Below are 13,921 nucleotides of genomic sequence, written 5' to 3' on the forward strand. Positions count from 1 at the left end.
CAATGCCGCCTCCGTCGCCGCCTGGTCCACCGGCGGCGCGCCACACCACCTGCAGAGAGGGAAACCATGACCGCTCTCCCCGTCGACGGACCGACTCCTGTCGGCCCCACCTACGCCCTGCGCAAACGGCTGCCGTCGGGCCGGCTGGGCGACGCCCTGTTCTCCGTCGGCCTGTGCGCGCGGGTGCCGTACTTCGCCACGGTGCTGCCGACGGTGAAGGTCATGGAGCCGGGGCGCTGCGAGGTGACCGCGCCGAAGTGGTGGGGCATCCACAACCACCTGGGCACCTTCCACGCGATCGCCGCCTGCAACCTCGCAGAGATCGCGATGGGGATGTTGTGCGAGGCGACTGTGCCCACGACGCACCGGTGGATCCCGAAGTCCATGGAGGTCGAGTACCTGGCCAAGGCGACGACGGGCCTGCGGGCGATAGCCGAGCTCGCAACCGCTCCGGCAGTCGCCGGCCCCGGCCCGGAATCCGACACCGTCCCCGACTTCGACGCGATCGCCGAGGGCACGGAGATGGCGGTGCCCGTCCGCATTCTCGACCGCAGCGGCAAGCTCGTCGTGCGGGCGCGGATCACCACCTGGGTCACCGCCCGCTAGCCTGTCGACCGCCACTGCTGGCGGTGACCTGCTGCAACAGGTCCTGGCCCGTGGGGATCAGCCACGGATCGTCGGCCATCGGCGGGCCCACGGGCGTGCCGGCACGTGTCGCATTCCGCAGTCCCAGGTCATCGGGCCGCGGGGCGTTGCGTGAACCCCGCTGGGCCAGGTCCTCGCCGGGCGGGCAGTACAGGTCCAGGCTCGCGGGCCTGGCCGACGTGTCGCCGACCGCCCGCCGGGGCGTGTCGTAATAGCACACCGGCCCCTGCGTGGCGACGAGCACGAAATCGGCGCGCCCGTCGTGCAGCACGGACGTCAGCTGGTCGAGGGTCTCGGGGAACGCCGTCAGCCCTGCGCTCAGGGCGGCGTCCCTGTCTCCGAGGATCGCGCTGATCGTGTCGCCCGCGGCCGCCAATCCGGTGATGTCCGCCCGCGTGCCGGTCAGCAGGTCGCCCACTTTCTGCAGCGGGGCGGGCGAGTCCGACAGCAGGTGCGTCAGCGTGCCCCGGCGCTCGACGAGCTGACGGGTGATGCGGCGGGCGGCCGCCACCGCCTCGGGGAAGCCGCCGCCCGATTCGGCCAGGGCGTCGACGATCGGCAGCGTCCCCTCCACGAGTCCGGCGATCGTCGCGGCGTGCGCGTCGATCGCGGCCGTGAAGCGATCGGTGTCGTCGATCATCCGGCGCAGCACCGGCCCGGTGCCCTCGAACGCGGTGCTCAGGGTCGCGCCCAGGCTGTGCAACGACTCCGGATCGAGCGTGCCGAGCAATGCGGAGGCGTCGGCCAGCAGCGCGCCCAGCTGCTCGGGCCGGTCCTCCGCCGGCGCCGACACCGTGTCGCCGTCACGCAGGTAGGGGCCCTCATCCGTGTCGGCTGCGAGGTCCACCGAGCGGATTCCCAGCGCGCTCGCGCCCACCACGCGCGCCGTCGCGGACGCGGGTATCCGGACGCCGGGGTCCAGATCGGCCGCGATGGCCACCGCGCCGCCCGTCGGCTTGTCGTCGCCGGCTTCGTCGCCGGGCCCCGCCCCGCCGCCGATCGTGACCGAGGTAACGCGGCCTATCGGCACGCCCCGGTAGGTGACGGAGGCGCCCGCCCCCACCCCGGACGCCCCGTCCGCGGTGATCGTCACGCTGATGGCGCCACCGAAGCTCTGCGGCCCCGCGACGTACCGCACGCCGAACACGGTGGCGACCACCCCGATCACCACGAACAGGACCAGTTGGACGGCGACCCGGCGCCTCATCGCGGTCCCCCCGGCGCCGGCGGCGGTGGTGAGGGCGCGGCGGGCAAGCGCTCCCCCGCCCACAGCTCGAACAACGATCGGGGGATGTCCAGTGCGCCGTCGAAGAGCAGGTAGTCGCCGCGAATCGCCGACGTGAAGCCCGCGATGAACGCGTTGGCGCTGCGCAGCGTCTCGGTGTCGGTCGCATTGAACCGGCTCAGCGCCTCGAGGATCCGCGACACCTGGTCGATCTCCGCACCGATCCGCCCGGACGAGGTCGACAGCAGCGCGTCAGCGTGCGAGGCGATGTCCGCGCCGGAGTCGACGAGAGCTGCGATCCGGTCGTCCTGCGCGGCGAGCAACGCCGCCATCGGCGCGGCCTGTTCGAGCGCCCCGTCGATGTCGTCCTGGTGACGGGCCAGAGTGCCGGTCAGCGAGTCCATCGCCGCCAGCGTGCGGTCGATCTCCACGCGCTGCGAGTCGACGTCGCCGAGCAGCGCGTTCGCGTCGTCGATCAGCCCGCGGACCTGCGTGCCGCGCCCGCCGTACGCGGCGTCGAGCTCGGTCATCACCGTCTCCAATTGGTCGAGCCCGCTGCCGTTGAGCAGGAGGCCGAGGGTGGCCAGGCTCGACTCCAGTTCGGGCCCCACCCTCGTCCGCGCCAGCGGTATCGTGTCGCCGTCCGCGAGCATGCGTCCGCCCCCCACCGCAGGGCCATCCTCAACAGGCCCGTCCCCCGGAGACCGATCGGGTTCGATGCGCACGAACGGGTTGCCCAATGCGGAGGGCACCTCGATGACGGCGGCGGCGTCCGCGGGGATATCGACGTCGCTGCGCAGGCTCAGCCGCAGGTCCGCGCGGCGGCCGTCGGTGGAGAGGTCGTGGACCCGGCCCACCGTCAGCTGACCGATCCGCACAGGCGCGCCCGGCACCACACGGTCGGCGTGGTCGAACACGGCTGTCACGCTGTAGGAGTCCCCCTCCGCTTCATGCCCGACGGGAAGGTCCTGCAGCCCCGGCCCGCCGCATGCCGTCACCGCCATGGCCGTGCCGGCGGCCACCGCGGCGAACGTGCCGCGCAGCCGCACACCGCGGAGGCGGGAAGGCGTGTGCGCGGTCATCGGCCGTCCTCCCCGAATCGCTCCACCAGCGGGCCGAAGGGATCCGACCGGCTCAGCGGAATGGGCACGGGATTGGTGAGCCCCGGCGCGGAACACAGCGGGCCCGGGTGCTTTTCACAGATCCGCTGCGTCGTAACGAACTGGTCGCCACTGGACGAGATGTCGAGGCGCAGCCGGGCGCGCTCATCGGATCCGATGGCGCGGTCGATGTTCTGCATTGCCAGCGGGGTCAGATCGAGGAACTCGGCGAGGTTCGCAGGCTTGGACGCAAGGAGCCCGGTAACGGCGCGGGCATCGGCGATGGCCTCGGCCACGTCGCCGGACCGCGACTCGAGCAGCGCGCCGACCCTGTCGAACAGGCTGTTCAACTGTGCGAGGGGTGTGGCCACGTCGAGGTTCTGCCGCCGCAGCTCGTCGCCCAGCGCCGCGAGTGAGCGGACGGTGTCGGCGATCCGGCCCTGCCTGGCGCCGAAGGCGCCGGCGATGCGGTCGAGGTCGTCGAGCAACGCGCCGATCTGGTCTGCGCGCGCCCCCACGAGCGACGTGGCGGAGCCCACCTGCTCGATCGCCCTGTGCAGCGCGCCGCCCAACCCATCGGTGGCCTGGGCGGCCTGTTCGATCAGCGCGCCGACATCGCCGCCGTCCGGGCCGAGCGCGTTCGCGATCGTGTCGAAGCTGCCGAGCAGCTCGTCCCAATTGATCGGTGCGTGGGTCCGCGCCACCGGGATGACGTCGCCGTCGGCGTAGCGGGCACCGCCCCGGTAGACCGGACCCAGTTCGATGAATCGCGCGCTGATCACCGAGGGGTTCATCACGTAGGCGTTCACATCGGCGGACAGCACGATGTCGTCGCGCAGCGTCATCGTGACGCGCACCATGCCACCGCGCGGCCGCACCGATTCGACGTGGCCCAGCGGCACGCCGAGCACGTCCACCTTGCTGCCCGGGTGGACGCCCTCGACGTGCGTGAAGTCGGCGACGACCCGGCGCGTGTCCGCGCCGCGGAGGAACACGAACCACACCGCCGTCGCCGCCAGCGCCAGCACGCACAGCAGCGCCGCGGCGACGCGCCACGGGCGCCGCAAACCGGGGGTCACCGGCAGCCCTCCATCACGCCGAAAACGCACAGAAGCGTGTCGGGGATGGGCCCCGCCGGAGCCGACACGTCCACCCAGTTGCCGTTCCCGCTCGCGTCGACCACCGCACGGACCTCGGCCGGCAGCCGGTCGACGATCTCGCCGATGCGCGCCGAGTCGCCTTCCAGGGTGTCGAGTACGGAGTGCAGGTCGCCCACGAGCCGGTCGAGTCCGCCGGCCCCGTCCGGCCCGGCCGCATCCGCAGACGCCAGAACCGAGTCGGCCGCGCGGAGGATGGTGCGGAGGTCGTCGGTGAGCCCGCTGAGCGCCTTCCGTCGCGCGGCGAGCGACCCGAGCAGCGTCTGCGCCTCGGCGGAGACGGTGTCGAGCGACTGGTCTTGCCGCACCAACAGCCCGGTGAGCGTCTTCCCTGCGTCGAGCAGCGCTCCGAGCTGCGCGGAGTTCTCATTCATGGCCTCCGCCGCCGCGGACACGCCCGTGACCGCCCTGCGCAGGGTGTCCGGATTCTGCGGCAGCGCATCGCGCAACGCGTCGACCATGTCCTCCACCGCACCGACGTCGATGCCTTTCGCGGTGTCCATGGCCGACCGTGACGCCGCGTCGAGACTGTAGGGGACGGTGGTGCGCGCGAGCGGGATCGTGCTGTCCGGCCCCACCGCGCCGCCGCCGGCCGGGTCTACCGCCAGGTACCGCTTGCCGAGTATCGTCGCGAGTTGCACCGAGGCCGTCGTCCCCCCGCCCAGCGGCCGGCCTTCGTCCAGCCGGAACCGCACCTCCACGTGGTCCCCCGCGAAGTCGATCGATTCCACCTGGCCCGTGGGCACGCCCGCGACCAGTACCGGATCGCCGGTCTCGAGTCCCGCGGCATTGGCGAGTTCGGCCGTGTAGGGGTCGGTGCGCAGAAGATACCGTCCGTGCGGCAGCGCCACCGCCGCCAGCAGCACCAGGACCGCTGCGACGATCCCCGCGGCGCCGACGAGGACGAGTGCGCGCGAGCGTGCACGCTCCGATCCGCGGCCCGCGAACGCTGCGGCGCCGGCATGCCGGGCGCGCTCCGCCCACCGCCGCGCGGATCCGGCGCGGCTCATCGGCACACCTCGCTGTGCTCCGGGCCCAGGAGGTTGGCTTCGAGACCGCCCACCTTCGCGGTGAGCGTGCACGGATACAGCTGCAGCCAACCGCCATAGTCGGTGATCCGGCCGACGGATCGGGTGAAGGGGACGAGCAGCTCCATCGTCCGGTTGAACTCGTCGGTGTTGTCCACCCACGAGTCGGCCGTCTCGCCGAGCCGCTGCAGGGCCTCCGCGAGTGTGTCGACGCGGCCCTCCAGAAGCGCCGCCGCCGCACCGGCGGCCCGGGCGCCGTCGTCGAGTATGCCGATGAGCTCGTCGTTGCGGTGCGCCATCGTGCCGGAGATCCGCGCAAGGCCGTCGATGAGTCCGGTGATCTCGGTGCCGCGCCGACCGGCCGCCTGCGCCAGGCCGCCGAGGTTGTCGACCACGCGGGCAATCGTCTCGCGGTGGCCTGCCAGGTTCTCCGTCACGTCGGCGACCCTGCCCACCAGTACTTGCACCCCGCCTGTTCCGCCGCCGAACGCGTCGACGATCGACCGTGCCAACGCGTTCACCTGCGCGGGGTCGAGCGCGTCGAACAGCGGCTTGAAGCCGTCGAAGACGGCCGTCAGGTCCAGCGGCGGGCTCGTTCGCCCGAGCGGTATGCGGGCCCCCGCCGGCAACCGCGTCCCCGATTCCGCAGGCGGTGCCGTCAGGGCAAGGTAGCGCACGCCGAGCATGTCGCCATAGCGGACGGCCGCGTGCACCTGCGCATCGAGCGGGACATCGTCGCGCACGGTGAACACGACCACGGCGTGCGCGCCCCCGTCGGCGGTGTCGGAGCGGGTCACCGATGCGACGCGGCCCACCCGCACGCCCGCCGCGGTCACCGCGTCCCCGGGAGCCAGCCCCGGCACCGAAGTGAATGCCGCGGAGTAGTCCCGGGTGCCGCCGGGCACGGGCACCGTGAGGGTGTTGGCCACGACGACGACCGCCGCGACCCCCAGCGTGACGAACACGGCGACGACGACGAGCGGCCCGCGCAGCCCGCCCCTGCGGCGCACGCCCGGCCGGAGACTACTAAGAAGCCTTGCGGACGCCGTCATCAGTCGCCTCCCCCGCCGCAATTCGCACCCGCGAGCCCGCCGTAGCGCGGGCAGTCCGCCGCCGTGTACGGCGTCGGGTCGCTGAAGCTCGGCACCGCAGTGATGTCGAAGACCCCGGTGTCGAAGGCGGCGACGCCCTTGTCGGTGAACCGCCGGAGCGCGTCGAACGTGCCCGGCAGGCCCTGGCGCCCGGCGTCGACGGCCGCGAGCGCCGGGCCCGCCTGGTCGACGATCCGCCGGAGGGCGCCGGTGGTGTCGCCGGCGATCGCGGCGGTGGACGACGCGGCGGCCCCCGCGGTGCGGAGGAACGCGGCCAGGCTGTCGGGCCTGTCCGTGACCGCCTGCGAAAGCGCCGTGAGGTCGCGCAGCACGCCCAGCCCGTCGGCTGCGGCCGCGTCGGCGGATTCCGCCGCGGCCGCGAATTGCGGGGCGTGGGAGATAAGGCGCCGGGTGGTGGGCACGAGCGTGTCTGCGGTTCGCGAGAGCCGGTCCAGCGATCGGCCGAGGTCGGCGCCGCGCCCCCGCAACGCATCGGCCATCGCTGTGAGCGCCGTCTGCAGGTGCTGCGGCTGCAGACGATTCATCGTCTCCACGGCGCTCTCGTAGACGTCGTAAAGGCGGACCGCCTCCGGCGACGTGTCGGCGCGCAGAACGTCTCCACCCTGCAGGGCGCGTCCGGTCGCGGCCCGTGCGGGGTCGGGGACCAGTTGCAGGACCACGTCGCCGAACAGTGTCTTCGGCGCTACGCGCACCTTGACCGCCGCCGGAATGCGCCCGATCGCGTCGGGGGCGATGCGCAGGTGCACCGTCGATTCGGCCGTGCCCGCGTCGATGTCCGTCACCTCGCCCACCGGCACGCCCCGGAACTGCACGCCCACAGAACCGGTGAGCAGCCCCGCCTCTGCCGGTAGGTCGACGGTGACCTCCGGGTGCCCGGCGAGCGCCCCGTTGCCGAAGGCGACGAACGCGGTCACACCGACGACGACGAGGACGGCCGCCAAGCCCCGCAGCGCAAGGACCGCCTTCGACGGTGTGCGCCGCCGCGGCGCGGCGCCGCCGCGGGGGCGCGGCACGTGCCCGCGCGGCGCACCGAAGCCGCTCACGAGAGCCCCAGACCGGGTACCGAGGGCTCGATGCCCCACAGAGCGAACGTCATGGCCACGTCGACGATGCCGATGACGAGGATGCTCGTCCGCAGCGCGCGGCCCGCGGCGCGGCCCACCCCCTCGGGGCCGCCGGACGCATGGAAGCCGTAAGAGCAGTGCACCAGCGCGACGATCATCGCGAATACCAGCGCCTTGGCCAGCGACAGCCACAGGTCCGAGGCCCCCAGCCCCAGGTGGAAGTAATAGTCGTAGGTTCCGGCGGACTCGCCCGCCATGGTCACCACAGTGAACCGCGTCGCGATGTAGGCGGCGAGCAGCCCGACCATGTAGATCGGCACCACACACACGACCGCGGCGACGAGGCGTGTGCTGGCCAGGAACGGGATCGACCGCACCGCCATGGAGTCGAGGGCGTCGATCTCGTCGGAGATGCGCATCGCGCCGAGCTTGGCGGTGAAGCCCGTGCCCACCTTGGCCGCGAGCGCGATGCTCGCGACCACCGGCGCCAGCTCGCGCGTGTTGGCGATGGCCGAGAGCAGGCCGCTGAGCGAGGTCATCCCGATCAGCTCCAGGCCCCGGTGCGTCTCGACGCCGACCATGATCGCGGCGACGCCCGACATGGCGAACACGATCCCGATGGTGCCGCCGCCGGCGAGCAGCGACGCGCTGCCGAAGCTCACGTCGCCGATCTCACGCAGGATGTGCCGCCAGTATCTGCGCAGAGCGAAGGGGATGCCGGCGATGACGTGCACGAAGAACGTCACGTGCTCGCCGAACCGGGCGAATCCGTCGTAGGCGCGTCGCAGCGGGCGCCCGGCGCGGCGCACCCGGCCGACGGTCCCCGTCCCGATCATGCGTAGGCCCCCGGCATCGGGACGATCACCGAGTACAGCTGCGAGAGCACCGTGTTGACGACGAACACGACGACGAAAGCGAGCACGACGGTCTCGTTGACCGCGTCCGCCACCCCGCTCGGCCCGCCCTTGGCGTGGAGCCCCTTGAACGAGGCGATCAGCGCGGAGGTCAGCCCGAACGCGGCGGCCTTGATCATCGCGGTGGTGAAGTCGGACAGGCGCCCGTACTCCGCGAACGTCGACAGGAACGCTCCGGAGGACTGGTGCTGCACGTACACCTGGTAGAGCAGGCAGGTGAGCACCCCGGCCAGGGTCACCAGGGCGCACAGCAGCGCCGAGACCAGTACGGCCGCGACGACCCGGGGCACGACCAGGCGTTCGACGACGTCGATCCCCATGGTCTCGAGTGCTTCGATCTCCTCGCGGATGGTCCGCGAACCGAGATCCGCACAGATGGCGGAGCCGCCGACGCCGGCGAGCATGAGCGCGCACACCAGCGCCGCGGCCTGCCCGACCACGACGAACGCGGTGACCGCGCCCGAGTAGCCGCCCGCACCGAGCCGCGCGGCGAGGGACCCCACCGATACGGCGATGAGCACGCCGATCGGCAACATCAGCAGCAGCGCCGGGCCGCTGCACACCCGCGCGAGGAACGCCGTCTGCTCGACCGTCTCACGCAGCGGCAGCCGGCCGCGCGCCGCCGCACGCGGGCCGGCCGCCAGCACGCGCACGGAGAACGCGACGAGCCCCCCGAACTGCAGGGCGAGGTCGTGCAACGGCCCCCGCGCCGCGGGCAGGCTATACGTCACCGGGAGCCCCTCACCCCGTGTGCGCCGCCGGTGCGCTCTCCCGCAGCTCCCCCTTGACGACCTTGCCGCTGGCATTGCGCGGAAGCGCCTCGACCACGACGACGTCGTGCGGGTGCTTGTAGCGCGCGAGCCTGTCGCCCAGCCACCGGCCGAGCGCCGCCGCGTCGAGGTCCGGACCGTCGCCCTGCAGCGCGACGACGGCCACCGGGACCTCGCCCCACTTGGGGTCCGGCCTTCCGACCACCGCCGCCTCCCGGACGCGGGGATGCCCGTAGAGGACGTTCTCCACCTCGGCGCAGTAGATGTTCTCGCCACCGGAGATGATCATGTCCTTCTTGCGGTCGACCACGTAGATGAAGCCCTCGTCGTCCGCGCGGACCATGTCCCCCGAGTGGAACCAGCCACCGTCGAACGCCGCGTCGGTGGCTGAGCTGTCGTTCCAGTACCCCTGCATCAGGGTCGGCCCGCGGTAGACGATCTCCCCCACCTCACCCTGCGGGACGTCGTTCATGTCGTCGTCGACGATGCGCGCCTGGATGGTCGGTATCACCCGGCCGACGGAGCCGATCTTGCGCAAGGCGTCCGCGCCGTCGAGCACGCAGGTGATGGGCGACATCTCGGTCTGGCCGAACACGGCGACGTTGAGGGCGCCGGGGAAGGTCTCGGCCATCGCCTCGAGCACGGTGTCCGACGCGGGCGCCGCACCCCAGGAGATGGTGCGCAGGGCCAGGTCGCGGTCCTTGACCGTCGGATCGGCGCACACGGCCTGCCACTGCACCGGCACCATGAAGGTGGACGTGATGCGTTCGCGTTCCCAGGTGTCGAGGATGTCGGTGGTGCTGAACGCGCCCAGCGGGTGGATCACGGTGGTGGTGCCCAGCTGCAGCGCGGGCGCGATCGAGCCCAGCGCGGCCACGTGGAACGTCGGCGCCGCGAGCAGTCCCACGCCGTCCAACCCCATCTGCAGGGCCCGGATGCAGGTGAACGACTGGGCCGCCATGTTGGAGTAGGTGAGCACCGCACCCTTGGGCCGGCCGGTGGTGCCGGAGGTGTAGAGGATCAGGCACGGCGTGTCCTCCGGGACGTCCCGCGGAGCGTAGTGTTCGCCGTCCTCGGCGATGAGGTCCTCGAAGCCCTCGAACCCCTCGGCGACGGGGGCCGAGGAGTCCGCCGCACCCGCCCCGTCGGGCGCCATCGTGACCGCCAGGCTCAGCGCCGGGACCAGCGCCCGGACCGCCCTCACCAGGGGTTCGAGGGCCGGTTCGGTGACGACGGCCCGGGCGCCGCAGTTCTCCGCGATGTACGCGCACTCCGGCGGCGTGAGGCGGAAGTTCACCGGCACCGCGATGGCCCCCAGCGCATTCACCGCCAGGACCGCTTCGAAGAACTCGGTGCGGTTCAGGGTGAGCAGCAGGACTCTGTCGCCCTGGACCACCCCGCGGCGGGACAGCGCCGACGCCATCGCCTCCGCGCGTGCGTGCAGCACCGCCCAGGTCGTCGGCGTCCCCCGGTAGCGGAACGCCTCGGCGTCCGGCCGCATCACCGCGTGGCCGGCCACCCAGTTGTTCCAGGTGTTGCGGGTGAAGCGCCGGGGCGCCGCGGCGGCCCCCGCGCCCGGAACGTCCACTGCCATGTCGGTGCCCCTGTCGTCGCCGTCGGATTCCCGTCCCACACCAGGGCCGCAGCCCCGGCGGGTGTGGCGAGTATTACACAGGCAGTACCCGCGCAGGTGCGTTTTGTTAACGACGATTCCGCGTCGGCGGTGACGTCCGGCAGCCGCCTGATGACATCGCCGACGCCGTCTGTTCCACTGGTTGCATGCCGACTTCGCCCCGCAGCGGACGCCGCACCGCTCGCGCCGCTGCGGCGTTCGGCGGCGCCGTCGTCCTCCTGTGCGCCTCGGCGTGCAGCCTGTCCCTCGGCTCCCCGACAGACCCGATGCGCGAGTTCGTCAAAGCCGTCAACGACCACGACCTTGCGGCGGCCGCGGCCATGACCGACGACCCGGACACCGCCGAGCAGGCCCTCACCGCGACCTTCCGGGGCATGGGCAATGCCACCGCGCACCTGTCGACGCTCGAATCGCTGCGCGGCACGCTCACCACCCACATCGCCTGGAAGCTGCCCGACGGCAACAAGACCGAGACCACCGGCACCATCGGCCGCCTCGAGGACGGCAAGGTGCCGTGGTCGCCGCACATCATCGACTCACGGCTCCAGCCCGGCGGTCGGCTCGTCTACTCGCGGGACCTCGACCTCGAGAGCCCTGTGATCGACCGGAACCGCAACGACATCATGAAATGGCAGACGGTCACCGACGTCGCCATCGCGCTCGACGCGCCGCCCGGCGACGTCGCCGCGCTGGCGGACGTCCTGCACGGAATCGACCAGACCATCACCGCGGAGTCGATCGCCGCCGGGATCGCGGAGACGGAGCAGGAGTTGTCCGCGTCGACGCGCGACGCCGCTGCCGGAGTGCCTGCAACGCAAGCATCGGGCCGGTACGTGGTGATCACCCTGCGGCCGGCGGACGTCGACCCTCTGCGCGCAGACCTCGACGCCATCGCCTCCGTCGCGCTGCCCCAGCGCGGCCGATTGCTCACCGTGGACCCGGCGGTGCACTCCCCCGCCCTGGACGGTATCCCCGAGGTGTGGCGCGGCATCCTCGCCGAGTCGGCGGGGTGGTCCGTCGATATCGACAACCCCGGGCACGACGACGATGTTCGGGTGCAGGCGAAATCGCCCGAGGACGTCCAGAACATCCCCACCACGATGGATCTGGAAGCGCAGAAGGCCGCCCAGTTGGCCGTGGATTCCGCCACGCGACCGGCGGCGATCGTCGCGCTCACCCCGTCGAAAGGCGGGGTGCTCGCCGTGGCGCAGAACGCCGCCGCCTCTGCCCGCGGCCCCGTCGCGCTCAACGGGCTCTACGCCCCGGGCTCCGTTTTTTCCCTGGTGACTGCCTCCGCGGCGCTGGACAACGCGGACATCGGCCCCGACGACATCGTCGGCTGCCCCGCACAGGTCACCGTCGACGGCCGCACCGTGTTCAACCCCGATGACCTGGACCTGGGGCCCGTGACACTCACCCAGGCCTTCGCCGCTACGTGCCTCACCACGCTGGCGACCCTCACCGGCGCGTTGCCGGACGGCGCCCTCCCGGACACGGCCGAAGCGCTGGGCGTCGGAGCCGATTTCGACACGCCGGGGCTGACGACGCTCACCGGTTCAGTGCCGCCCACCGAGCCGGGCGCCGCACGGGTCGAGGCCGGCATCGGCCAGGGCCCGGTGGCAGCGAGCCCGTTCGGCATGGCCGTGGTGGCGGCGACGCTCGCCAACGGCGGCGACCGCATCGCGCCGATGCTCGTCGTCGGCAAGAAGGCCACCGCCGCCGACCCGCCGACCACCGTGTCCAAGGACACCGCCAACGCGGTGCGCCTGATGATGCACGAGGCCGTCGCCATGGGCAATGCGTCCGCGCTGCGCGACATCGACGGGCTCGCAGGCGTGGCGGGCACGGCCGAGGTGACGGACCGGCGCGCGCACGGCTGGTTCGTCGGAATCCTCGGCGACATGGCGTTCGCGGTGTTCGTCCAGGGCGCCGGGTCCTCACAGCCCGCCACCGACGTCACCCGCGTGTTCCTCGACGCCCTGGGCGCCACCCCCGACGACGGCTCCTGACGGCACCTTCTGATGTCGGCGGGTCGTGGCATCCCGCCGATACGACCCTGCAGCGCCGGAACTGAGGTTTACTTTCTAGCCATGTCGGCACAGGTGCGTCCCCGCGATCGCAGGCAACGGATAGCCGTCGTTGCGGCCGAGGCATTCGACGCGCACGGTTACCACGGGGCCGGTATGGATGAGATCGCTGCCGCAGTGGGAATATCCGGCCCCGCGCTCTACCGGCATTTCCCGAGCAAGTACGCGTTGTTCCTGCACTCCGTCGAGTCGTTGGTGTCCGCGCTCGACGCAGCGACAGACCTTCCGCCGGATCCGGCGGCGCCCCCTCGCGCCCGTCTCACCGCGCTCCTGGCATCGCTGGCCGCCACGTCGATCGAGCACCGGCGCAGCGGCGGGCTCTACCGGTGGGAGGCGCGGATGCTGCGCGACGAGGACCGGCGCCGGGTGGTGCGGACGATGCGCACCATCACGGCACGCCTGGCCGCCCCCGTGCGTGCGATGTATCCGGCGCTGACCGACGTGGAGGTGCAGATGCGCACCACTGCCGCGCTGAGCGTGCTCGGGAGCATCACCGGTCACCGCGCGCCTCTGGCGCGGCAGCGCATCGCATCGGTGCTCGTAGACGGCTGCCTCGCCGTCGTGGACTGCCCGCCCCCCGTGCCCGTGCGCACTGCGGACGCCGCAACGCAGCGGCCGGCACCGGCCGACCCGCGCGAGGCGTTGTTGACCGAATCGATCCGGCTTTTCGCGCGTCACGGATACCACGAAGCGAGCGTCGAGGAGATCGCCGAGGCCGCGGGAATGACGGCGTCGGGCGTCTACCGGCACTTCGGCGGCAAGCCGGCCCTGCTGGACGCGGCATTCCGCCGGATTGCGGAGGGGTTCGGTCCCGCCCAACATGCCGCGGCGGCGTCCGCGGCCGACCCGGCGGCGGCGCTGCGCATGCAGGCGGAGCTGTACATCCGCCGGTCTTTCCGGCACCCCGACCAGCTCACGCTGTACTTCGCCGAGGTGTCCAACCTGCCGCCGAGTCGACGGCGCATGCTTCGCGCAGCGCACCGGCGCCTGGCGGAGTGCTGGGCGGACACGCTGCTCCGATCGCACCCGGAGACGCCCCGGAACGAGGCCGTCTATCTGGCGCACGCGGCGTTCGCCCTGATCCTCGACGTGGGCCGGGCGGTACGGTTCACCGCGGACCCGGGCACGCAGGCGCAAATCGAGGAGATGGTGCTGGCGTTGCAGCCCGCCGGGTAGCGGAATGCCG

General features: G+C 72.3%; 12 protein-coding genes. 3 read left to right on the top strand and 9 right to left on the bottom strand.

Going from position 1 to position 13,921, the window contains the following annotated elements:
• The first annotated feature begins 66 nt into the window (after positions 1 to 66).
• Positions 67 to 606, top strand: a complete 540-nt coding sequence (locus tag JJ683_RS01740) for a hotdog fold domain-containing protein (protein WP_200170948.1) — start codon at positions 67 to 69, stop codon at positions 604 to 606.
• Here the strand turns inward: JJ683_RS01740 and JJ683_RS01745 are convergent.
• From JJ683_RS01745 to JJ683_RS01785, 9 genes are read right to left on the bottom strand one after another with little or no spacing between them, the layout of a single operon-like run.
• A complete protein-coding gene (locus JJ683_RS01745) occupies positions 593 to 1,852 on the bottom strand; it encodes an MlaD family protein (protein WP_200170949.1) in 1,260 nt (419 codons plus the stop codon). The genes JJ683_RS01740 and JJ683_RS01745 overlap by 14 nt on opposite strands.
• Complete coding sequence (locus JJ683_RS01750) at positions 1,849 to 2,952, bottom strand: MCE family protein (protein ID WP_200170950.1); 1,104 nt, start codon at positions 2,950 to 2,952, stop codon at positions 1,849 to 1,851. Before JJ683_RS01750 ends, JJ683_RS01745 begins: the two co-directional genes overlap by 4 nt.
• On the bottom strand, positions 2,949 to 4,049 hold the full coding sequence (locus tag JJ683_RS01755; protein WP_307810624.1) for an MCE family protein: 1,101 nt from the start codon (positions 4,047 to 4,049) through the stop codon (positions 2,949 to 2,951). Before JJ683_RS01755 ends, JJ683_RS01750 begins: the two co-directional genes overlap by 4 nt.
• Positions 4,046 to 5,137 (bottom strand): MCE family protein, encoded by a 1,092-nt coding sequence (locus JJ683_RS01760; RefSeq protein WP_200170951.1) that lies wholly within the window; start codon positions 5,135 to 5,137, stop codon positions 4,046 to 4,048. The genes JJ683_RS01755 and JJ683_RS01760 overlap by 4 nt, the downstream gene beginning before the upstream one ends.
• Positions 5,134 to 6,207, bottom strand: coding sequence for an MCE family protein (locus JJ683_RS01765; RefSeq protein WP_200170952.1), 1,074 nt, complete (start codon positions 6,205 to 6,207; stop codon positions 5,134 to 5,136). Before JJ683_RS01765 ends, JJ683_RS01760 begins: the two co-directional genes overlap by 4 nt.
• Positions 6,207 to 7,310, bottom strand: coding sequence for an MlaD family protein (locus JJ683_RS01770; protein ID WP_200170953.1), 1,104 nt, complete (start codon positions 7,308 to 7,310; stop codon positions 6,207 to 6,209). The genes JJ683_RS01765 and JJ683_RS01770 overlap by 1 nt, the downstream gene beginning before the upstream one ends.
• Positions 7,307 to 8,167 carry an MlaE family ABC transporter permease gene (locus JJ683_RS01775; protein WP_200170954.1) on the bottom strand — a complete coding sequence of 287 codons (861 nt, stop codon included), beginning with the start codon at positions 8,165 to 8,167 and terminating at the stop codon, positions 7,307 to 7,309. Before JJ683_RS01775 ends, JJ683_RS01770 begins: the two co-directional genes overlap by 4 nt.
• A complete protein-coding gene (locus JJ683_RS01780; RefSeq protein ID WP_200170955.1) occupies positions 8,164 to 8,976 on the bottom strand; it encodes an MlaE family ABC transporter permease in 813 nt (270 codons plus the stop codon). The genes JJ683_RS01775 and JJ683_RS01780 overlap by 4 nt, the downstream gene beginning before the upstream one ends.
• 10 nt (positions 8,977 to 8,986) lie before the next feature.
• Positions 8,987 to 10,609, bottom strand: coding sequence for a long-chain-fatty-acid--CoA ligase (locus tag JJ683_RS01785; protein ID WP_200171030.1), 1,623 nt, complete (start codon positions 10,607 to 10,609; stop codon positions 8,987 to 8,989).
• A gap of 185 nt (positions 10,610 to 10,794) precedes the next feature.
• Between JJ683_RS01785 and JJ683_RS01790 the strand changes: the two genes are divergently transcribed.
• Positions 10,795 to 12,657 (top strand): penicillin-binding transpeptidase domain-containing protein, encoded by a 1,863-nt coding sequence (locus JJ683_RS01790; protein ID WP_200170956.1) that lies wholly within the window; start codon positions 10,795 to 10,797, stop codon positions 12,655 to 12,657.
• A gap of 81 nt (positions 12,658 to 12,738) precedes the next feature.
• Positions 12,739 to 13,911: a TetR/AcrR family transcriptional regulator gene (locus tag JJ683_RS01795; protein ID WP_200170957.1), complete on the top strand. Its 1,173-nt coding sequence runs from the start codon at positions 12,739 to 12,741 to the stop codon at positions 13,909 to 13,911.
• Positions 13,912 to 13,921: the final 10 nt, after the last annotated feature.

The organism is Tomitella cavernea, from assembly GCF_016599145.1.
GTDB classification, from domain to species: domain Bacteria; phylum Actinomycetota; class Actinomycetes; order Mycobacteriales; family Mycobacteriaceae; genus Tomitella; species Tomitella cavernae.

Excerpts from the sequence above, each read along its gene's own strand:
- JJ683_RS01745 (WP_200170949.1), bottom strand. The coding sequence starts at position 1,852 with ATGAGGCGCCGGGTCGCCGTCCAACTGGTCCTGTTCGTGGTGATCGGG.
- JJ683_RS01760 (WP_200170951.1), bottom strand. The coding sequence starts at position 5,137 with ATGAGCCGCGCCGGATCCGCGCGGCGGTGGGCGGAGCGCGCCCGGCAT.
- JJ683_RS01795 (WP_200170957.1), top strand. The coding sequence starts at position 12,739 with ATGTCGGCACAGGTGCGTCCCCGCGATCGCAGGCAACGGATAGCCGTC.
- JJ683_RS01775 (WP_200170954.1), bottom strand. The coding sequence starts at position 8,167 with ATGATCGGGACGGGGACCGTCGGCCGGGTGCGCCGCGCCGGGCGCCCG.
- JJ683_RS01750 (WP_200170950.1), bottom strand. The coding sequence starts at position 2,952 with ATGACCGCGCACACGCCTTCCCGCCTCCGCGGTGTGCGGCTGCGCGGC.
- JJ683_RS01790 (WP_200170956.1), top strand. The coding sequence starts at position 10,795 with ATGCCGACTTCGCCCCGCAGCGGACGCCGCACCGCTCGCGCCGCTGCG.
- JJ683_RS01765 (WP_200170952.1), bottom strand. The coding sequence starts at position 6,207 with ATGACGGCGTCCGCAAGGCTTCTTAGTAGTCTCCGGCCGGGCGTGCGC.
- JJ683_RS01740 (WP_200170948.1), top strand. The coding sequence starts at position 67 with ATGACCGCTCTCCCCGTCGACGGACCGACTCCTGTCGGCCCCACCTAC.
- JJ683_RS01785 (WP_200171030.1), bottom strand. The coding sequence starts at position 10,609 with ATGGCAGTGGACGTTCCGGGCGCGGGGGCCGCCGCGGCGCCCCGGCGC.